A 22149-nucleotide genomic window follows, 5' to 3' on the forward strand; every position below is an offset into this window, starting at 1 on the left:
CTATATAATTTTATATAGGTTACTAATTCAAAAATATCTGAGGAGAATCAATGGACTACTTAAAACTTGCCCAAGAAATTATTGACGGAACTAGAGAGATTACACCTGATGAAGCGCTCTATGTCTTAGAAAGTACTGATGATTGGTGGGCTATATATGCTGGTGCCGTAGCTTTAAAAAATGGAATTTCAGCTAATGAAGTTAGACTCAATACTTTGCTAAATGCTAAGAGTGGACTTTGTGCGGAAGACTGCGGATACTGTGCACAGTCTAAGTACAGCGAAGCTGAAGTAGAAACTTATGGATTAATTCCTAATGATGAAATTATTAAGAAAGCATTAATTGCTAAAAAGAATCATGCAAGTACTTTCTGTATTGCAATGAGTGGAACTCGTGCTACTATGCGTGAACTAAAAGTTATGGGTGATGCACTTAGAACTATTAAGGAAGACTTGAACTTAGAGCTATGTGTATCAATGGGACTTCTCGATAGTGAACAAATTGACTACCTTAAATCAGTGGGCGTTGACCGTGTAAATCATAACCTTAATACTCCAAGGGATAATTACGATAACATTACTACTACTCACAGCTATCAAGACCGAATTGATACCCTTGATCGATTAAATGAAGATGATGTAAATATCTGTTCTGGATTTATTTGCGGTATGGGTGAAACGGATGAACAACTAGTAGAGATGGCTTTTGACCTAAAAGAAAAGAACCCTTATTCAGTTCCTATGAACTTCTTACTACCGATTGATGGTACTAAATTAGAGGGAAGACACGAGCTTACGCCACTTCGTTGCTTAAAAGTTGTTACAATGATTAGATACCTCTTCCCACGTACAGAGATTCGTATCAGTGCAGGACGTGAATATCATTTAGCAGAAATGCAAAATCTAGGTATGCTCCTTGTGGATTCAATCTTCCTAGGAAATTACCTAACAGAAAAAGGCGATCCCGTTGAAAAAGATATTGAAGCAATTCACAAACATGGATTGAAAATTTATGAAGCAGTAACAGTAAAATAAGATTGATCAGAAAAGCCAGTCCTCACCTAATGAAGACTGGCTTTTTTATAGATCTTTTTTTATACTGCCAACAATTCTTCAAGCTTTGTCAGAAATATTTTGTCCTGTTTTTCTTGTAAACTTGCTTCTTCCTTCTTAAATAAAGGTGCAGTGTTCTCATATATGTGTTTAGCAACTTGAGCATTATTCATGGTGTAAAGGTGAATACCCGAAACTCCTTGTGTTGTTAGATCAACAATTTGGTCAATTGCATAAGCAAGGCCTGCAGCTTTTAATGATACTGGATCATTTTCATATCTATCCAATATTGCTAAGAATTTTCTTGGAAGTTTTGTCTGCGTTGTATTAAGTAGTCGTAAAGCTTGATTACGATTTACAATGGGCATGATTCCTGCAAGGATTGGAGCTTCAATTCCTGCAAGCTGACAAGATTCTTGGAAGTTATAAAAGAGATCATTATCAAAAAATAACTGAGTAATAAGTCTATCACAACCCGCATCAACCTTTTTCTTAAGATTATTAATATCAGCAATGCGGTTTATTGATTCTGGATGAACTTCTGGATAGCAAGCTCCTGTAACTTGAAAGTGAGGAGCTTTTTCCTTTACATAAGAAGTCAAATCGCTAGCATATTGGAAATCATGAGTTGGCTCAAAACCTTCAACTATATCACCTCTGAGAGCTAACAACTGATTAATACCTAGTTCATCAAGCTGTGTCAATATCTTGTCAACTTGTGCCTTTGTCAAATAAGCTGCTGGAAGGTGAGCTATACTTGAAATCCCTAATTCTTTTTGAATATAATCAGCCAGCTTAAGGGTAGTATCCTCAATATTTTTTTGTCTATTAGAACATGTAACACTAATAAAGTCTGGCTTTAAACCTTGAAGACCTTTGAGTGTAGTATATATTTTTTCCTCTCCCACCTGTGTATTTGGTGGAAAAATCTCAAATGAGAGACTTGGATAATTGGACATATTAATATTCCTTTCGTACGTCTTTAGCCGCCTGTGTAAGATTTACAAGGCTCGCCCTTGTTTCTGGAATACCACGTGTTTTAAGTCCGCAGTCAGGATTCACCCAAACTTTTTCTACAGGGACTTTAGTCAAGATGGTATGAATTGTTTTAGTAATTTCTTCGACTGATGGGATACGAGGAGAATGGATATCGTAAACCCCAGGTCCTACCTCTGTCTGGAAATTCTTAGCTTTTAGTTCGTCTAAGATGTCTAGGTTAGAACGTGATGCTTCAAATGAAATAACGTCTGCATCAAGCTGGTCGATTGCTGGAATGATATCTGTAAACTCGCTATAACACATATGTGTATGAATCTGCGTTTTCTCATCTACCTTGCTGTGAACTAATCTAAAGGCTGGAATTGCCCAGTCAAGATACTCCTTAAACCAGTCACTCTTACGTAGCGGAAGTTTTTCTCTCAAAGCCGCTTCATCAATCTGGATAATTCTAATACCATTTTTCTCGAGGTCAAGCACCTCTTCTTGAATGGCAAGAGCAATCTGTAAAGTTGACTCTCTCAAACTTATATCCTCACGGGGGAATGACCAGTTAAGAATGGTTACTGGACCTGTAAGCATCCCCTTTACAATCTTGTCAGTTTGCTCCTGAGCATAGGCTGACCACTTAACAGTAATTGGTCGCTCGCGCACCACATCACCCCAAATAATTGGAGGTTTAACACCACGAGTTCCGTATGATTGAACCCATCCATTTTGACTGAAAAGGTAACCTGACAAGTTTTGACCAAAGTATTCAACCATGTCATTTCGCTCAAACTCACCGTGAACTAAGACATCTAAGCCAATCTCTTCCTGCCAATTAAGCCAATCCTTAATTTGGTCACCTATGAAAGTATCATATTCTTCTTGTGAAACTTCACCCTTCTTAAGCTTGGCACGAATTTGCTTAACTTCCTTGGTCTGTGGGAATGAACCAATAGTTGTTGTCGGTAAAAGAGGTAATTTGAATACTTCTTTTTGGATAGCTTCCCTTTCAGCAAATGCTGGTAAACGTGTAAAATCAGCCTCTGTCAATCCATCAATTTTAGTGGCAAGTTCTTGATTTTTAGAGATTCTTTCCTTAGCAAATAAGGATTTATTTTGGTCCAAATATTCTTGACCTTCACCTTTTAAAATTGCTTCAAGCTCCTTTAATTCCTTTAATTTTTCCTTGGCAAAGGCAAAATGTTCAAGGACTTCTGGCTCAAATTTTTCATTTTCACTTGTATAAGGTACATGAAGTAGAGATGATGATGTAGTCAGTACCAAATCCTCAACTCCTAAATCTTCCAAGGTAGCTAAACTATTTTGGTAATTATTTTTCCAGATGTATTTCCCATTCACAATACCTGCAAATAACTTTTTATCTGCTGGGAAATTATCTTTGATTAATTCAATATTTTTAGGACCTTCCACAAGGTCAAGACCTATTCCATCAAAATCCAAGTCAATTAGCTGACTGTAAATATCTCTTACGTCACCAAAGTAAGTCTGAAGAAGGACTTTTAATTTTTTATCCGCTAAAAGTTCGCTATAAATTTCTTTGAAAAGATTAATATCTTCAGGACTTAAATCTTTGACAAGGCTTGGTTCGTCTACTTGAATCCATTCTGCACCAAATGAAGCAAGTCTTGTAAAGATTTCTTTATAAGCTGCAGTCAAATCCTTAGCAAAATCTTTTGCACTTAGCCCTTCTGCATAATCACTAAGTTTTAGTAGAGTGAATGGGCCAACAATTACTGGACGACTTGTAATTCCTAGTTCTTTTGCTTCCGCAAACTCATCGAAAATCTTAGTTCCAGTAAGTTTAATATTTGTATCCTTTGTAAACTTTGAAACAATATAGTGGTAGTTTGTGTTGAACCATTTTTTCATCGGAAGAGCTTTGATATCGCCTTTTTCACCCTGATAACCACGCGCAAGAGCAAAGTATTTATCTAAGTTTGATAGGTCAATTGTCTCAATTTCTTTAGGTACAATATTTAATAAAAATGCTGCATCTAAAGTATTATCATAAAGAGAAAAATCATTAGAAGGTATAATATCAATTCCAGCATCCTCAACTTCCTTCCAGTGCTTTTTACGAATATCTTTTGTTATTTGTTTAAATTCATCTTCTGTAATTTCTTTTCTGAAATATTTTTCAGTCGCAAATTTTAATTCTCTATGTTCACCTATACGGGGAAAACCAATAATTGTTGTTGTCATAAAAACTCCCTATCTATCTCTTGCTATATTTGCTTTCTTTTCCTTATTTCAAAGCTATAACATATAAATTAACATATAGAAACTTTTTTGGATAACTGATAATAAACATAGATTGTTATAGTCAAAAGCTATAACCTTTGCTATAATTATAGAAAGGAGTATGAAATGAGAATACAACAACTTATTTATTTAGAAAAAATTGCTGAAAAAGGGTCTATCAACGAAGCTGCCAAAGAACTCTTTCTAACACAGCCTAGTCTTTCAAACGCCATTAAGGAACTTGAAAGTGAAATGGAGATTCAATTACTTTTAAGAACTAAAAACGGTGTTTCTTTGACACCTGAAGGAAGGGAATTCCTTGTTTATTCAAGGCAAATTCTTGACCAAGTAAATCTATTAGAAGAAAAATATAAAAATAAATCACCGAGAAAACAAGCTTTTTCAGTATCTGCCCAACACTATGCCTTTGTAGTTCACGCTTTTGTTGAGCTTGTAAAGTCAATCAATAGTGATGAGTACCAACTTACTCTGAGAGAAACTGAAACTCAAAACATCTTAGATGACTTAACTAACTTTAAGAGTGAAATCGGAGTTCTCTATCTGAATTCCTTTAACAGGCAGGTGCTGTCAAAACTTTTTAAGGAAAAGGGATTGATTTTTACTCCTCTTTTCGATGCTAAACCACACGTTTTCATTAGTCGTTACAACCCTCTTGCCAAGCAGAAATCTATTAAGCTAGAGGATTTGGAAGACTATACTTACCTATCCTACGAGCAGGGTGAGAATAACTCATTCTACTTTTCAGAAGAAATTTTGAGTACGTGGGATCGCAAGATGGAAATCAAGGTTAGTGACCGCGCTACTATCTTTAATCTTATGGTTGGGCTTAATGGTTACACTATCAGTTCAGGGATTATATCAAGTGAACTTAATGATGATAAGATTGTGGCCATTCCACTTGAATATGAGGACACTATCCAGTTTGGTTGGCTCAAACAAGAGCAGCGTGAACTTAGTCCTATGGGGAATAAATATCTAGACCTTCTTAAGGAACATATAAGGGGTTATGGCTTCCACATTTACGAATAAAATATAGTCACTTAAAAATGGACAACGTAGTAAAACGAAGGTATTTCTATTTTAATCAACTATAAAACTATAAAACGACGAAAGAGGAGAACTTTCGCCGTTTTTTTGATTTTCACATACACTATTTAAATCTATAAGGAGTTTTTTGATAAATACAATTTATCCAATTATGGTAGAGGAGATAGGCTTCAGAGCGCCATGTGTTCTTCATGGTATCAGCTGTATCTGATAAATAATAATTATGGGGCTTTGCCGTACCTATTCCTGCTTGATTATCTCTCACATATTCTTTATGTAAGCTATCGGTCTCGTACTCCATATGCCCGAGAACGAATATATTTTTATCATCTTGAGATGATAGTATTAGTGGTCCAAGTTCACTATTAGTTGATAGCACCTTAATTGGAGCTTTGTTTAACTGCTCCAAATCAAGTCCTGTATATCTTGATTGAGGGCTATCAAAAGTATCACTAAATCCACGGAAAAGATATGCCTCTTCCTTAATTTCATTTTCATAGAGCCCAAAAATTTTCTTGTCAAACTGAACCTTATCGACCCCGTAATGGTAGTAAAGACTTGCTTGTGCTCCCCAACAAATATGTAGGTTTGAGGTAACGTTGGTTTGGCTCCAAGCCAAGACTTTTTTTAATTCTTGCCAGTAATCAACTTGCTCAAAGGGTAGAGTCTCAACAGGTGCTCCAGTTATGATTAGTGCGTCATAAAAGCTGTCTTTTATATCCTCGTAAGTTAGATAAAAGTCATCAAGGTAGGTTTTTTCAGTATTCTTGCATGTATGACTTTCCATCTGAAGGAAATCAACTTCAAGCTGGAGTGGAGTTTGAGATAGAAGCCTGAGGAATTGCAACTCAGTTTCTATTTTATTGGGCATTAAGTTTAAAATGGCAATTTTCAACGGTCTGATATCCTGACTTAAGGCTCTCTCAGTTGTTAGGGAAAATATTCCTTCTTCTTCCAAAAGCGCCTTTGCAGGTAGGTCAGTTGCTACTTTAATGGGCATTATTCACCTCCTTATCTTTTTTTAGTTACCCAAAATAACTAGAAGCTATTTTAGAGTTATTAATCTTTAACTTTTTCTGTAATTTTAGTAAAACGATCTAGTGCAAATGGACTTAAATCAAGATTTGTTTCTTCTTTTCCTAGAGCACGATTAGCTAATATGTGTCCAAGTACTGAAACAAACTTGAATCCATGACCGCTTAGACCTGTAACAATTTGTGTTCGATCATCTAGCCAGTCAATAATAAAATCTTCATCAGGTGACATGTCGTATGAACAAGTCTTACCAAAATCAAGTTTCCCAGTACCTATCAAATAAGTACCTAGAAGATTGTCAACTTCCTTTGCATCCTTATTATCATCATATTCATATTGCTCTTGATAATTTGAAATATATTGTCCACCATCATGACGACCTATTTTAATTAAGTTGTCAGATCCTGGGAAGCCATAGTATGTTTCATTTGATTTAAGATTGACAGTAAAACACGGAAAACCTTTTTTCTCTAGAAGGCTTTCATCCTCGACTTCAAACCAATGAAATGTTTTTCTTACAGGCTGAATGGGCAGATCAGGATATAGACTTTTCACCCAAGAACCTGCTGATACTACAAGTTTTCTTGCCTTATATTCAGCATTATCAGTGATTATTCTAATATAATCTGGCTCATTAATTATCTGAAAAACTTGTTGGTTAAAAACCTGAGTTGCCCCGCATTCCTTAGCTTTCTCAAGGTACTCTTTGATAATAATATCAGTCCTTAAATAACCTGCATTTTTTTCATAAATCGCATTGTAATCATCATCAAAGTTCCAAGTAGGGAATCTTTCATTCAGTTCCTCAGCTGTCAAAATATCTACTTGTAAGCTATATCTTTCAGCACTTGAAAGAACATTTTTATAAAAATCTGACTCTTGAGGAGCGATATTTACTATTCCAACTTGATGAAGAAATTTTTCCTCAGTTTGATCCTGTAATTCTTCCCAAAGACTTTGGGCTTCGAGAAGAAGAGGAACATATTTGTCACCTTCACCGTAAGCATGGCGAATTATTCTCGTTTGCCCATGGTGTGTTCCAAATTCATGAGGTGGTTGATAGCTATCAATTTCAAGGACCGAAGCACCCTCTCTACTAGCATAATAACCAACTGCAGAACCAACTGATCCACAACCTAAAACAACTAGATCGTATATTTTATCTTCATTTTGCGCCATATTTCACTTCCTCTTATATTGCATCTAAAGCTTGACTTAAATCCGCTATAATATCGTCAATATTCTCAATTCCAACAGATAAGCGAATTGTCTCAGGTTTAATTCCAGCTTCTGCCAACTGTTCCTCATTTAATTGTGAATGAGTCGTCGATGCCGGATGAATAATGAGCGACTTAGCATCACCAACGTTTGCTAAAAGTGAGAAGAGTTTAACATTGTTAATTAATTCCTTACCTGCCTCTGCCCCGTTCTTCAAACCAAAGGTAAAGACCGAGCTCGTTCCTTTAGGAAAATACTTCTCAGCTAAATCGTGATATTTACTTGATTCAAGACCTGGATAAGATACCCATGATACTTTAGGATGGTTTTCAAGATATTCCGCAACCTTTTGAGCATTCTCAACATGTCTCTCCAGTCTAAGTGATAAGGTTTCAAGACCTAAAAGCGTTAACCAAGAGTTAAATGGAGAGATAGTGGCTCCAGTATCCCTTAATAAAATTGTCCTTGCTCGTGTAATATATGCTGCTGGACCAGTCGCCTCTGTCCAAGATATTCCATGGTAGCTATCATCAGGCTCTACTAATCCTGGAAATTTACCATTAGTCCAATCAAATTTACCTGAATCAATGATTGCTCCACCTAGAGCCACACCATGTCCTCCAATAAATTTCGTTGTAGAATAAACAACTATATCTGCTCCATATTCAAATGGTTTGAAAAGATATGCTGTCGCAAAGGTATTATCCACAATTACTGGAATACCTGCTTCATGAGCGATTTCTGCTATCTTATCTAATTCAACAATAATAGTATCTGGATTTCCTAAGGACTCAACGAAAATTGCTTTTGTATTTTCTTGAATAGCTTGACGGAAATTTTCAGGGTCACTTGCATCCACGAAACTTGTCTCAATACCAAATTGAGGTAATGTATGGGCAAAAAGATTATAAGTTCCACCGTAAATAGTACTTGCTGAAACAACATGATCTCCTGCTGAGGCAATATTTTGAATGGCATATGTGATTGCTGCTGATCCTGATGCAGTAGCAAGTGCACCTACACCACCTTCCAGTAAAGCAAGTCTTTGCTCTAAAACGTCAGTTGTTGGATTAGTAATTCTAGTATAGATATTTCCAGCATCTGCTAAACCAAAACGTGCAGCCGCATGATCTGCATCATCAAAAACATAGGATGTTGTTTGATAAATTGGAACTGCCCGACTTCCTGTTTCCTTGTCTACTTTTTGTCCACCATGTAATTGAATGGTTTCAAATGCCTGTTCAGCCATATATTTTAACTCTCCTTAATTTATTATTTATTCACTTCTACTACACATCTCAACTTCCATTATTCTTTTGACTAACCTCCTTTATCTGGTATAGCTTTTGATTTTTCAAAACTATACAAAAAAATCCTTAGAGATTTCTCTCTAAGGATGCTGCGACACATGGTACCACCTTAGTTCACAATTTATCTATTTTAATGCCAGTAAAAATAGATAAATTATCTCAGTCCACACAAGATTTGTATGGTCTTCCTTTAACGGGGAAGATTCGTTTGCTATATAAATAGACAACCGCTCCAAAGTCATTTTCAGTTTGTATTACTTTGCTCCCTCTCACCAACGGATACTCTCTTTAAAAGAATTTCAAACTTACTCTCTTTTTCCATGCGTTTTGTTTGAGATTCATTTTATAACAATACAAACTTAAGTCAATAAAATGTGGGTTATAAAAATTTAATAGGGATATTAAAAAAATTAATGGAGAAAAAATCTTTAACATCCGTTAAAGACTTAAGATTTTATGATTCTTCCTCAATTTCCTTATTTAAGAAGAATGAAATTGCTGTCCTGATTACTACTAAGAAACCTAATTTAAATAAATCTTGTAAGGTTGGGTGGATTACTGATTCGATAATATCAGAAGCTATCAGAACTTCTAGGCTAAGAAGTATATAACTTGCTAGATGGTTTTTTATATGCTGATTTGATATTATTGCTTCATCCGTTGAAATTTTACTTCTTTTAGATGAAATAAATTCTTTGATTCCTAAAAATGATCCATACATGAGAATTAAAACTGCAACTACATTTAAAAAGACTACAAAAATCTTGAAAACTGGATAGATTGCATCTGTTAAAATTTTATAAATATCCATAAAAAAGCTCCCTTAAATATATAAATCATCTTATCATAAATTATAAAAAACAAAAAATTTTAATAAATATCCTTCAAACTTTTCCGTAAACTACTTCTTTTACATATAAAGTCATAAAATCGGTATAAACACTTATATTTATGTATTTCAAACGTAAATATAAGTGTAAACCTCAGCTTTACTCACTAGAAAAACCTCTAATAAATTCCTCAGTTTCGTCAAAACATTTTTTAGCTGCTGGCTTCGTATAATTAAATTGATACTCATGGAATATCATCTCGTTAGTATCATCAAAAAATAATGTTTTCACCGGAACCTTTAAATTCTTTAATTTTTCTTCAAGTGTTTTTCCTTGATCTTCAAATGAATAAAAATTTCCATCAGTTATATAAGTTGGTGGATAATCTGCGGTAACATGTTCAGCAATACTTGCTTCCTTTATTTGAGAACTCGTCTTCCATTCTCTTGTGCCAATAATTGACCAAGCAATACTTGAAATGGTATAAGTAGCTGCTTGATTTTCACCATAAAGACCAATTAAATTTACTAAGTTTACAGGTCCACAATATGAAATCATTCCTTTTATATAACCTTTAGGTATTGATTGCTCAAACTTCATACTATCTGCATACTCTTTATTCGTTTCTACTAATCCATATTGAAGGGCAATTTGTGCGCCAGCACTATCACCTCCAAAAAATAACTTAGAAAAGTCAAAATGCTGATACTGATCTTGATTCTTAACCATATATTTATAAAATTCATCAAGTTGGATAAGTTGATTAGGGTATTGCGAGTCTGGTGCTAGCTCATAATTCATTGAAACCACCGCAACTTGATTATGGGCTACAAGTTTACTGGCAAATTCCTTGACCATTTCCTTATCCCCACCTAAATATCCACCACCATGCACCCAAAATAAAACCGGCACCTTATCTTTAATCTCTTTAGGATAATAGACATCGAAGGTGTTGTTCTTATGACTAGATTTATATTCCAAATTATATTTAGCCACTACAAGATCTTTGGTTTTTTCATGAGAATCTTTATCTGTTATTGATCCCTTTTCCTTAAAAACTGCCTTATTTAAGACAACAGCAGTTGGCTTAGGGGACACGCGCATTGTCACTACAACAGAGATAAAAAATATTAATAGTAGGGCAGCTACAGCAACCGAAACAATAATTGCAATTTTTTTCTTCATTTTACTACCCTTTCTCTTCAATAAATTATAGCACAGTTGTAATTACTTAAAAAGAAAAGCACCTGGCAATTAAGTCAGATGCTAATCAACAATTTCTAGCTAGATACTTTCTTACATAACCTAGGAAAAAACTGATTATTTATTGTTTACTTTGTCCACTCAGCTACTTTATCTGAATTATTTTTAATCCAGTTTTTCGCTGCTTGATCTGGTGATGTTCCGTTGTTAATTTCTAGCATAACAGATTCCATATCATCTTTTGTCCACTTAAAGTTACCAAGGATTTTATAGGCATCCTTTTTGTCATCTTTAAGTCCGAGACGTGCGATTGTATGGATACTTTCATCGTCTCCCATTGTTTTCTTAGGATCTTCCAAGAACTTAAGGTCATATTTGGCAAACATCCAGTGCGGAGTCCAACCTGTGATTACGATTTCTTCTTTGTTCTTAAGCGCTTGACCAAGAGCTACTGTCATTGCTCCTGATGATGAAGATAAAAGATTCCAATCTGATAAATTTGGATAAGATTTTAAAGTCTTTTCTGCGGCATTCATAACACCTGCTCCAGGCTCAATACCTGTGATTGTTTTGTTGGCTTCGCCTTTCAAATCTTCAATTGAGTTCACATTCATATAAGAAGGTACTACCAATCCAAGTTTAGCTCCTTTGAGGTTTGGACCTAAATCATCAAGACTATCTTTATATTGATCATATTGTGCTTTGTGAGTATTTGGAAGCCATGCTGAAACTGTAGCATCTGCTTCACCTTTTGAGATTGATTCCCACATGATAGCATTATCTAGCGGTGTCATTGTTACCTTGTAACCCATGTCCTTAAAGACTTGTCCAAGAACATGTGTTGAAGCAACTTCTGTATCCCACTCAACGTATGCAAGATTTATTGTTTTTTGATCATCTTCTTTGTTACCAAGAGCAAAGAATCCAATACCTGCTGCAAGGGCTGCAACTACTGCTGCTGGGATTACCCATTTTTTCATAGATGATTTTTGACCCGTTTTAGCTTTACGCTTTGGTTTATTAAGGTATTGTGTAAAGCGATCGATGATAATAGCAAGGATTACTAGAGCAAGTCCGTTTACAAATCCGTTACCAACTTGTGCTCTTTGTAAAGCAGATAATACGCCACGACCTAGACCTGGGGCTCCAATCATTGATGCAATAACTACCATTGAAAGGGCAAGCATTACAGTTTGGTTTACACCTGCTAAAATTGTATTTTTAGCTAGTGGTAACTCAATTCCAAATAATTTTTGTCTAGGAGTGCTACCAAATGAATCTGATGCCTCAATCAATTCTTCAGGAATTTGTCTGATACCTAAGTTTGTAAATCTAACTGTTGGTGGCAAAGCAAAGATTATTGATGCGAACACACCTGGTACCATACCGATACCGAAGAAAGCAACGGCTGGAATTAGATATACAAATCCTGGCATTGTTTGCATAAAGTCAAGGATTGGTGAAATAATTTTTTGAGCTAAATCACTTTTAGCCATCCAAATACCTAGCGGTACACCAATAATTACCGATAATAAACTAGCAAGTAAGACGAGTGTCAGTGTACTCATTAAATCTGTCCAAAGTCCTTGGTTGTAAATAAAGAGTAAACCAATAAGTGTGAAACTTGTTAGACCCCATTTTCTATTTGAAATGAAGTAAGCAATAACTGTCAATACAGCGATGAATAGTAAAGGAGGTACAAAATTTAAGACAGAGATTACTCCATCAATTAATGATTGTCCTCCTGATTGGATTACAGAGAAGAAGCCTGAGAAGGTATTTGTTACCCAATCAGTAAAGTTCTCTACCCAGTCAGCTACTGGTAATGGTTTTTGAAGAAAATTAGTCATTGATAATTACCTCCTCAACAATATTTTCATCCTGTGGATCAGTTTCTCCTGTATCAGCAAGAGCTTGAATAACACTACCACGGATTACTACACCAACTAAGCGGTCATTTTCATCAACAACAGCAAGTGGTGCAGGTGAATCATAAATAAGATTAAAGATATCTGTAACAAGAGTATCTTTAGAAATCTTACGTACATTTTTATCAATCGCATCAATAAGTGGTGTATGATTACGACGAGCTTCCACAGCACTATCAGCTGTTAGGCTACCGCGAAGTTTTCTATGCTTATCAATGGCAAGCAGCATACTAACTTCTTCATCACGCATTTTCTTAAGAGCAACGTTTGGTCCATCAATTTCAATATTTGTTGTCAAAGCAGGAACCATGATATTTTGTGCTGTAAGTACTTTAGACCTATCAACATCTTCTACGAATTCACGAACATAGTCATTAGCTGGGTTAGTAAGAATTTCTTCCCCTGTACCAATTTGCATGATTTGTCCGTCCTTCATAATAGCAATTCTATCTCCAATACGAAGGGCTTCATTTAAGTCATGGGTAATAAAGATAATTGTCTTTTGAACTGTTGCCTGTAGATCTAAAAGTTCATCTTGCATTTCTCTACGAATCAGTGGGTCAAGAGCAGAAAAAGCCTCATCCATAAGCAGAATTTGTGGATCATTTGCCAAAGCACGTGCAAGACCGACACGTTGTTGCATCCCACCTGATAATTGATCAGGATATTGGTCCTTAAACGGTAATAATGAAGAATTTTCCAAGGCACGTTCAGCACGTTCTTGTCTTTCTTCTTTAGGGACACCTCTAACTTCAAGACCATATTCTGTATTTTCAAGAATAGTCTTGTGTGGGAAAAGTCCAAAGTTCTGGAAGACCATGTTAATTTTATGTCTACGAACTTCTCTTAACTCCTCTTTGTTCATTTTTGCGATATCTTGCCCGTCAATGTAGATTTCTCCAGAAGTTGGATCAATCAGGCGATTTAGCAGACGTATCATTGTTGATTTACCACTACCAGAAAGTCCCATTACGACGAAGATTTCACCTTCATTGACTTCAAAGCTGGCATCGTAAACACCGACTGTCGCTCCTGTTTTAGCAAGAATATCTGTCTTACTTTTGTTCTCTTTAACCATGGTCAAAGCCTGTTGTTGCTTCTTACCGAAAATCTTAGTTAAATTGTTTACTGTAAGTTTAACGTTTTTCATTTTACATCCTCTCTATAATGATTCCATTTTAATAAATAACATATTTGTCTGAGCTCAAATAGGAATACTTATACGTTATATGTAAGCTTAAAGTATTAATTATACAGGACATACATGCCTTGTCAAACGTTTAGCACATATTTTTCATGTATTATAAAATTTCATTACTATCTCATCCGCCTCATAGACTGTCTCTAGACCAGTTTAAAATTTCTTTGAAATTTCTTCTATTTTTTCATATTTTTCGGCTAAATCTATCAATAATTATCACTTATCCACATGTGGAAAAAAATATATTTTTTGATATACTAATCCTAAATCTGTGGAAAGAATGTGTACAAATGAAAATAGAAAAAATGATTGAAGAATTTCGTAAGGAAAGAAATTGGAATCACGAAAATAAAGAAAAGGATTTAGCATTATCTATATCAATTGAAGCCGCTGAACTATTAGAAAACTTTCAGTGGATTGACTCAACGGAAGCTCTTGAAAGTAATAGGAAAAATATTGAAGAAGAACTTTCTGATGTGTTAATCTACTCTTATATGCTTGCAGCAAATTTAGGAATTGATGTTAAGAAAAGTATTGCAGAAAAACTTGATAAAAATTCTAAAAGATATCCAGCTAAAGAACTTATTAACGGAAATGCTAGTTACTTAGAGCTGAAAGAAAAAAGCCGCATGGAAGAAAGCTTAAAGAAAAAACGTTTGAATTAAATCAAGCGTTTTTCAATTCTATTATTTCTTACCATGATGACCAAAAAAATTTTTCCAAATTATATTATAACCTAAATAGCATGAACTGAAACCTATAATCAAAAATAGAAGGATAACAATGTTTACAGTTGCTGTTTGTGAGAACATGCCCTCTTCGATATAGCCAAGGCATATCCAAGAAGCAATAATGAGAATTAGTGGCAGTATATACTTTTTCATAGTGTTGCTCTCCTTATTCTTTTTCCTTTAACTAAATTAATTTTATATTTATTTATAAGATTAAACAAGAATAGATTATATAAATAAATACAAAAAAAGCCAGCTTGCACTGGCTTTAAGGAGTTTTATGAAAAAGAAAAGTTAAGGAGTTTATATTTAACTCTATGTATTCATTATAATCCTTCAAAATAATCCTTCAAATTTTTCATTCATCAGTCTTAAGACTGAAGTTTTTATTTTTATAATTAACTTAGAACAATAAACTTATCAAAGCAATAAATGGAAGTAACCCTTGCTTGATTACAATCTTTTTATCTACAGTATAGCCACCATATAAGGCCATAACTACGATATAAGTAAGCATTATCGCTGAAATTTCAACTTTAGCATGAGCAAAAGTTACAGCAAAAAGCAAGATCAACCCAATAAAGCCATTATAAACACCTTGATTTTTAAGTAGTGAAGATACTGTCTCCCTACCTAACTCATCTCTTTCAACACCAAAAGTTAAACTAGTTTTTTCAGATGTTGTAATAACTGTTTCTAAATACATGATATAAAAACATTCTAAAGCTGATAAGATAACTAAAATAATAGAAATAATTGACATATAATTTCCTTTCAATAAATAGTGATTATCTTTAATAATCATTGCTTGATTAGTCTATCATAGACCCATAACTATCACAAGAAAGTACTATTATTTATTAACTTCAATTTTTATCAATCCACCAAATTTCTTCTTTGGCAACTAAATTCATAGATTTATCAAATTCTGCCTTTAATATATAAGGTGTAAAGCATCGAATACGATTGAAATCTTCATAGTCAAATGTAGGATCATAATAATTAAGTATTGATGAGAGGGCTGCTCCATGAGTTGATACTAGAATAGTCTGATCTTGATGATTTGCAAGGATATCATTCAATGCTTCCATATTCCTTGACTGTAGTGAATTCATAGATTCTCCACCTACTTCATGAAAATCAAAATCAGCCCAACGCTTTTTAACCATATCAGGTGTGTTATCAGAGGCACTTCCTCGTTTTCTTTCACCTAATCTTTCATCAGTTTCTATTTGTAGATTTAGCTTGTCAACTAAAGGTCTGATTGTGTCAAGCGTTCTTTGATAAGGACTTGAAATAACGTAGTCAAATTCAATGTTCGAGAGTTTTTCGGCAACTGAAAAACTGTCAAGCTTGCCTTCTTCTGTCAATGGCATTCCCCTATCTTCAGGAGAGCTGTAATCAGGTAAAGCATGTCTAACAAAATAGATTGTCGTAATCATCCGTTTCTCCTCTAAACTTGTTTCGCGTGAAACCATTATTCACTCATCTAGGCTATATTCTAAGATATCTCCAGGTTGGCATTCTAAAACTCTACATATTGCTTCGAGCGTGGAAAAGCGAATTGCTGCCACGTTACCTGTCTTTAGTTTTGATAGGTTAACGTTGGTTATTCCAACTTCTTCTGAAAGTTCCTTAAGTGATATTTTTCTATCCGCCATAACACGGTCAAGTCTTACAATTATAGCCATAATATCACCTAAACTGTTTCATCTGAAATATATTGAAGCTCTGTTCCGTAGTCAAGCACTGCGGATGCTATTAATAAAATGAGGCCAATAAGAAGTCCTTCACCAAAACCTATAACAACTTTATAACCATTAGGTATTAAGACACTCAAAATTATTGAATAAAGAGGTTTAATTAACAGAGATTGTGCTATATAAAGGTAGCCAAAAGTACGTATTTTACCTGAGAAATGCGGATTAAAAGGTGTTTCACCGCCACTTAACCCATTAAATAATTTTGAAGCTTTGTTATAAATATAAATATTTAAAAGCGCAATGATAATCGTAACTATCTCTGCCGCTATCCTTTCCTGATTATCAATATTACCATTAGTTTTTGAGAAGGATATGAAACCACTATTTATTGTAGAGAATATCATACCATCGATTGGACCAAAGATTAGATCATATATAAGAAGTACAATCATTCCTATTGCGACAAATATCATAAGTTTGAATATCAAACTTAGAAACCATAATAAATTCTGAAATCTTTTTATTTTCATGATAATATCTCATTTTTTATTTATTATAACATTATTTTATTGAAAACAATAATTATTTAATGTTTATCGATAATATTTATATAATAAAACCTAATAATCTTAGACTATCAGGTTTCTTTAATTAACTATTTCTTTCAACCACTTGAGATACAAACACAATGAATAATTCAAAAAATATTAGTACAACAAATGTTTCAACACTCCTCATCTCTTATTTAAAATAATCAATAAGGCCTTGGGTTATAAAAAGTACAATAAGCGTTATTATTCCTACTGCTAAACTAAATGTAATGACAATTAAAGTTTTTGTCCCAAAATCTTTCTTTTTATTTCTTTGTTTTCGTACTATATCAACATCTCTACCGTCCATAAAAGCTGCTATTTCTTTATAAGTTTTTATGTCATCGTTCTTTTTCCACTTTTCAATCTTCATAGCATAATACATAGCCATTAACCAAAAGACAATAGGAATGAGCATTGGCCAAGAAAATAAATTATTTATTATTGGAATAAGAAAACCTGTGGATACTGCTGCTAGAACACTAAAAATTAGCATACCATTTGTATCTTTGTTTATATTATATTTAGAAATCTTTTCTTTCATAATTTTCACGTCTCCTTTAACAAGTTGGTCAAGAGTTACGTCAAAAATTGCAGAAAGCAAAAGTAAATTATGCACGTCCGGATAGCTTCGCTCAGTTTCCCAGTTAGATATAGTTTGACGTGAAACATACATTTTTTCAGCCAACTGCTCCTGCGAAATTTCAAGCCTAGCTCGATGCTCCTTTATCTGTTTACTTAACTCCATTTTGATATCCCTCCATACCCCTAGCTTAAAGAATTAATTGAAAATCTCTAGCAAAGAATTTTATAATCGACTAATTTGCTTGGCCAAAAGATTTTGGCAAGCTAAAAATCTTAATAAATCAGGCTTTTATTACCTTCTATTATAGCAATAAATAGTGTAAACTTGGTGTAAAGTTTTAAAACAAAATAAAAATCTCCAAATATTAATCTTGAAGATTTTTAAATATTTAGTATGTAATCTTAATACCTCTAATAAACATAATTACAAAAAAACTTACTAATAACATCAATACAATTCCAAGTATACTGAAAAATATTGTCCCAGGAATCAACTTAATTTGATAGTCTGAGATTCTATTTTTACGTGCAGAATCTATATCTCCACCCTCAAAAAATGCTATAATCTCCTCATAGGTTTTAATATCTTCAGACTTTTGTATTTTTATAATTTTAAACCATGAATATACCATAGATATTACAGATAGCGCATATAGAAAAAAGAACCATATTGTTGTTCTTTTTGGAAGAGCTGCATAAATTCCTAAAAGAATACCACACATTAACATATCAAATATGATAATCCATAGATATTTTAAGTATTTCTTTTGAGCAATTTTTTCTTTCATGACTTTAATGTCTCCTTTTACTAGTTGATCTAGAGTTACATCAAAAATTGTAGAAAGTAAAATTAGATTATTTACGTCAGGATAGCTACGTTCAGTCTCCCAGTTTGAAACTGTTTGTCTTGAAATATGCAATTTCTCGGCAAGTTCTTCCTGCGAAATATTCATTTCTGTCCTATACGCTTTTATCTTCTTGCTTAATTCCATTTTTTGACTTCCTCCTTTCCTCTAGAATAACCATAAAATCAAAAATTTCTAGCAAATCCTCTTATAATCAGTACATTTTAATTGATAAATTGCATTATATTTTTTTCTCTTATATATTATAGCAATAAATAGTGTCAATTTAATGTAAACTATTAAAGTTTTATTTAATAAAAAAAGCTAGTTTTCACTAGCCTTAACCTGTAATGTTTATTTTTTTGCTTTGTAAAGAAGATAGCAGACTTCCCGTCCTTCAATTTTCTGGTCATGCATACTAACTAATTCATAATTATTCCTAATATTCTCGGGAACATTATCATCAGCTGGAGCAAATCTTGCTATTCGTAAAACCACAAAATCTGTTTTCTTATTATTAATTACATCATTTTGATCTTGCATCATTTCTGGTAATTTTTCATCAGTAATGTTTTGGCGTTCGAAATAATAATTTGTCGGAACGATTCCAGATGATTGGAAAAACCCTAAGTCAAGAGAATCATAATTTAACAGAGTAGGATTTTTTTCCTTATTTATAATCTTTGCAAATTTACTTTGAGCAGGTCCATCCTTATAGTCTCCTAGTTGTACAGTTGCGTTGTTTGGAAAAAGTTTTGAATCATATCTATTATAGCTAGTTGTCATTATTAAAAATATGATAACCCCAAAAATACCAAGTAGTTTTGGAACTACTTTTTTTTCAAAGCTCATATAGTATATTGGAGATAAGAGAATCAAACTTATAAAAGGAAGTAAAATCAACATATAGTAAATATGATCTGCTCCACCGTAATACACAGTTATAATTAGCATTAAGAAACTAACAATAAGAATTATTTTTTCATCTAAGCTTTCAATAATTCTTTTTTGTGCAAACAACCAAATAAATCCTAATATGAAAATAACAAATAATAAATTCTGAGAATTCAACTCATTATAAAACATCTTAAAGGCATTTACTAATTTCATTACGAAACTTGCCTTTACATCACTGCCATATAGGACTATATTCGAATAAAAGTATACTTTATATAAGCTCGATAATCCTCCCACTATGAAAAAATATAAACAAATTACGGTTGATAAGGATAAAAAACCAGCTAAACTCAATAAAACTGCTCTGGTCAGTTCCTTGAACTCTTTTTTCCAAATGAGAAGTAAGCCAATGGCTAAATAAAATCCTAACCATGAACCAATCATTGTATACTTTATCCAGAAAATATAGGAAAATGCAAAACCACCAATAAAATAGGCTGTTTTAGAAAGCTTATTTCCATTTTTAGAAAATATAAAAATGTAATAAATTCCTAATAAGATAGCAGGGTATGAAAATTCCTCAGCACTACCTCCCATTTTGAAATATGGACTCAGTGTCAATATAATATATGATAAAAATACAAAAAGATATGATTTTGGCTTATCCAAAAATAATCGACCTATTTTATATAACATAAATGATGTCAAAGTAAAAAATAGCGATTCAAGAATATATACACCTATATAACCTGTGTGGGATAATTTAGAAGCTAATAAAAAGATAAAATATAAAATTGGCCCTTTTTGTTCAAATATATCTTTATAAGGAATCACTCCGTGTCCCCAAGATTTTCCCATAGTTAAAAATGCATTTAAATCCACCCAGTCGTTCATATAGAAAAATGGTGAATTCTTGGAAACAACGAATATTGTTATGAATGATGTAAGCAATAATACCGACAATACTTTTAAATGTTTGAAAACTTCATCTTTATCTTTCATGATCTTCTTTAACCTCACCTGTCAAATTTGTTTCAATAATAAATCTAGGACGATGTTTAACTTCCCAATAAATTTTTCCTATATATTCTCCAATTATAGATATACTTATTAATTGGAATCCACCTAATAACCATAAAGTAATAATGATTGATGACCAACCATTTTCGACTGCACCTTTTGACCATTGGATCAGAGTGTATATAGTATAAATTACACCTATTGAAAGAACAATATAGCCTAAATTCCTCACAAAAGTAATGGGAAGAATTGTAAATGATGTCAATCCTTCCTTGGCAAAGGAAATCATTTTCTTTAGAGGATATTTTGATTCTCCAGCCTCTCGTTTTTTTCTAGAATAATAGACCTTGGTATTCGGATATCCCACCAAAGGTACTAAACCACGTAAAAAAAGATTTTTTTCTGGAAAACTGAGAAGAGTATTTACGGCTCTTTGACTTAGCAATCTAAAATCGGCATGATTTGGAACCATCTCAATGCCCGCTTTATTCATAAGTTTATAAAAAGTCTCTGCTGTTTTCCTTTTGAAAGCTGTATCAGAATCCCGGTTATTTCTAACGCCATAAACAACATCATAGCCTTTATTATATGCGTCCACCATATCTTCAATCACAGCAATATCATCTTGTAAATCTGCATCAATTGTAATGATCATATCTGCTTTATCGACTTGTGAAGTCATACCTGCCATAAGAGCATTTTGATGGCCAAAATTCCTTGAAAGTTTGATTCCGTTATAATGATTTGAGTCTGAATCGACTAGACGTTCAATAAGTGTCCATGTTTTATCTGAACTCCCATCATCAACAAAAACAATATTACTATCATTAGAAATTTTCCCTTTATTAATGAGATCTAATAAAACGCCCATAATCTTTTCTGAAGAAATAGGAAGAACCTCTTCTTCATTGTAACAAGGTAAAATAATACTTAAGTTCTTTTTCATAAAAGCCTCCTTTTTCTTTACCTATTTTGTATTATACAATAAATCAAATTTTAATAAACTAAATTACTAATATAATTATTAATTGTATCACAATTAAAAGACAAGATATCAATTAAGGTACCTTGTCTTAAATATAAATTATATATGTTAAGCAACTTAAGTTCTTAATATTTTATCCATTGACTTTCCTTTGGCAAGTTCGTCAATTAATTTATCCATATAGCGTATTTTCTGCATAAGAGGTTCATCAATATCTTCAACCCTACAGCCACAAATTACTCCTGTAATTTTATCCGCGTTAGGATTAATTTGAGGTGCCTTGTTAAAGAATGCTTCCAATGAACATAGGGACTCAACTTGCTTATCAAGCTGCTTTTTACTGTAACCCGTTAACCACTCGATAACTTGATTTACTTCTTCACGAGTACGTCCTTTTTTTTCTGCTTTTTCTAGATAAAGAAGATAGATACTTGCAAAAGACATTTTGTAGAGCTTATTCATGTTAGCAATTTGTCTATCAGTTTTAGGGTTGGTTGATTTAGATGTAGATTTTTTTGATACAGTCTTACTTTTTTCATATTTATTATCTGGTTTTACTAGATACTCTTCAAGTAGCGGGATTGTTTTAGGACCAATACCGTGTATGGCTAAAATATCTTTCTCTGTAAATTTTTTTAGCTTTACAAAACTGTCAATGTTCTTGTCAAGTAGTGCATTCCTTGCTGGCTTTGATAAACCATC

At 33.3% G+C, this 22149-nt stretch carries 22 protein-coding genes; 3 read left to right on the forward strand and 19 right to left on the reverse strand.

What is annotated here, in order from left to right:
* Positions 1–50 precede the first annotated feature (50 nt).
* The gene (bioB, locus tag BG262_RS09320; RefSeq protein ID WP_070788627.1) at positions 51–1034 is read left to right on the forward strand and encodes a biotin synthase BioB; all 984 of its coding nucleotides are present in this window, start codon (positions 51–53) and stop codon (positions 1032–1034) included.
* 59 nt (positions 1035–1093) lie between these two features.
* On the opposite strand, the gene metF is transcribed toward bioB, so the two are convergent.
* The gene (metF, locus tag BG262_RS09325) at positions 1094–2011 is read right to left on the reverse strand and encodes a methylenetetrahydrofolate reductase [NAD(P)H] (protein ID WP_083312972.1); all 918 of its coding nucleotides are present in this window, start codon (positions 2009–2011) and stop codon (positions 1094–1096) included.
* Between the two features lies 1 nt (position 2012).
* Positions 2013–4259: a 5-methyltetrahydropteroyltriglutamate--homocysteine S-methyltransferase gene (gene metE, locus BG262_RS09330; RefSeq protein ID WP_070788628.1), complete on the reverse strand. Its 2247-nt coding sequence runs from the start codon at positions 4257–4259 to the stop codon at positions 2013–2015.
* A gap of 165 nt (positions 4260–4424) precedes the next feature.
* Between metE and BG262_RS09335 the strand changes: the two genes are divergently transcribed.
* On the forward strand, positions 4425–5348 hold the full coding sequence (locus BG262_RS09335) for a LysR family transcriptional regulator (RefSeq protein WP_070788629.1): 924 nt from the start codon (positions 4425–4427) through the stop codon (positions 5346–5348).
* Between the two features lie 121 nt (positions 5349–5469).
* Here the strand turns inward: BG262_RS09335 and BG262_RS09340 are convergent, their stop codons facing one another.
* The 7 genes from BG262_RS09340 to BG262_RS09370 form a co-directional block, all read right to left on the reverse strand.
* On the reverse strand, positions 5470–6366 hold the full coding sequence (locus tag BG262_RS09340; RefSeq protein WP_070788630.1) for a homoserine O-succinyltransferase: 897 nt from the start codon (positions 6364–6366) through the stop codon (positions 5470–5472).
* A 59-nt stretch (positions 6367–6425) separates the two neighbouring features.
* Positions 6426–7580 carry an N-methyl-L-tryptophan oxidase gene (solA, locus tag BG262_RS09345; protein ID WP_070788631.1) on the reverse strand — a complete coding sequence of 385 codons (1155 nt, stop codon included), beginning with the start codon at positions 7578–7580 and terminating at the stop codon, positions 6426–6428.
* 13 nt (positions 7581–7593) lie between these two features.
* A complete protein-coding gene (locus tag BG262_RS09350; protein ID WP_070788632.1) occupies positions 7594–8868 on the reverse strand; it encodes an O-acetylhomoserine aminocarboxypropyltransferase/cysteine synthase family protein in 1275 nt (424 codons plus the stop codon).
* Positions 8869–9383: 515 nt separating this feature from the next.
* Positions 9384–9740, reverse strand: a complete 357-nt coding sequence (locus tag BG262_RS09355) for a DUF1622 domain-containing protein (protein WP_070788633.1) — start codon at positions 9738–9740, stop codon at positions 9384–9386.
* A gap of 178 nt (positions 9741–9918) precedes the next feature.
* Positions 9919–10944 (reverse strand): alpha/beta hydrolase, encoded by a 1026-nt coding sequence (locus BG262_RS09360; protein ID WP_070788634.1) that lies wholly within the window; start codon positions 10942–10944, stop codon positions 9919–9921.
* A gap of 146 nt (positions 10945–11090) precedes the next feature.
* The gene (locus BG262_RS09365) at positions 11091–12812 is read right to left on the reverse strand and encodes an ABC transporter permease/substrate binding protein (RefSeq protein ID WP_070788635.1); all 1722 of its coding nucleotides are present in this window, start codon (positions 12810–12812) and stop codon (positions 11091–11093) included.
* Positions 12805–14040 carry a quaternary amine ABC transporter ATP-binding protein gene (locus BG262_RS09370; RefSeq protein ID WP_070788636.1) on the reverse strand — a complete coding sequence of 412 codons (1236 nt, stop codon included), beginning with the start codon at positions 14038–14040 and terminating at the stop codon, positions 12805–12807. Before BG262_RS09370 ends, BG262_RS09365 begins: the two co-directional genes overlap by 8 nt.
* 341 nt (positions 14041–14381) lie before the next feature.
* Between BG262_RS09370 and BG262_RS09375 the strand changes: the two genes are divergently transcribed.
* The gene (locus BG262_RS09375; protein ID WP_070788637.1) at positions 14382–14756 is read left to right on the forward strand and encodes a nucleotide pyrophosphohydrolase; all 375 of its coding nucleotides are present in this window, start codon (positions 14382–14384) and stop codon (positions 14754–14756) included.
* Between the two features lie 21 nt (positions 14757–14777).
* Here BG262_RS09375 and BG262_RS09380 read toward each other — a convergent pair whose 3' ends face one another.
* The 10 genes from BG262_RS09380 to BG262_RS09425 form a co-directional block, all read right to left on the reverse strand.
* Entirely contained in the window at positions 14778–14975 is a 198-nt protein-coding gene (locus BG262_RS09380; RefSeq protein ID WP_070788638.1) for a hypothetical protein, read from the reverse strand.
* Between the two features lie 250 nt (positions 14976–15225).
* Positions 15226–15585: a DUF1304 domain-containing protein gene (locus tag BG262_RS09385; RefSeq protein ID WP_070788639.1), complete on the reverse strand. Its 360-nt coding sequence runs from the start codon at positions 15583–15585 to the stop codon at positions 15226–15228.
* A gap of 103 nt (positions 15586–15688) precedes the next feature.
* Complete coding sequence (locus BG262_RS09390; protein ID WP_070788640.1) at positions 15689–16264, reverse strand: histidine phosphatase family protein; 576 nt, start codon at positions 16262–16264, stop codon at positions 15689–15691.
* Positions 16265–16303: 39 nt separating this feature from the next.
* On the reverse strand, positions 16304–16513 hold the full coding sequence (locus tag BG262_RS09395; RefSeq protein ID WP_070788641.1) for a helix-turn-helix domain-containing protein: 210 nt from the start codon (positions 16511–16513) through the stop codon (positions 16304–16306).
* Between the two features lie 8 nt (positions 16514–16521).
* Positions 16522–16998, reverse strand: a complete 477-nt coding sequence (locus BG262_RS09400) for a hypothetical protein (RefSeq protein ID WP_158006668.1) — start codon at positions 16996–16998, stop codon at positions 16522–16524.
* 268 nt (positions 16999–17266) lie between these two features.
* Positions 17267–17863, reverse strand: coding sequence for a helix-turn-helix transcriptional regulator (locus BG262_RS09405; protein ID WP_070788643.1), 597 nt, complete (start codon positions 17861–17863; stop codon positions 17267–17269).
* Between the two features lie 226 nt (positions 17864–18089).
* Entirely contained in the window at positions 18090–18692 is a 603-nt protein-coding gene (locus BG262_RS09410; protein WP_070788644.1) for a helix-turn-helix domain-containing protein, read from the reverse strand.
* 207 nt (positions 18693–18899) lie between these two features.
* Positions 18900–20444, reverse strand: coding sequence for a glycosyltransferase family protein (locus tag BG262_RS09415; RefSeq protein WP_070788645.1), 1545 nt, complete (start codon positions 20442–20444; stop codon positions 18900–18902).
* Positions 20434–21408, reverse strand: a complete 975-nt coding sequence (locus tag BG262_RS09420; protein WP_070788646.1) for a glycosyltransferase family 2 protein — start codon at positions 21406–21408, stop codon at positions 20434–20436. Before BG262_RS09420 ends, BG262_RS09415 begins: the two co-directional genes overlap by 11 nt.
* 156 nt (positions 21409–21564) lie before the next feature.
* A complete protein-coding gene (locus BG262_RS09425) occupies positions 21565–21909 on the reverse strand; it encodes a DUF2200 domain-containing protein (RefSeq protein WP_070788655.1) in 345 nt (114 codons plus the stop codon).
* Positions 21910–22149 lie beyond the last annotated feature (240 nt).

Origin of the sequence: Floricoccus penangensis, assembly GCF_001832885.1 — a bacterium.
GTDB classification, from domain to species: Bacteria; Bacillota; Bacilli; order Lactobacillales; family Streptococcaceae; genus Floricoccus; species Floricoccus penangensis.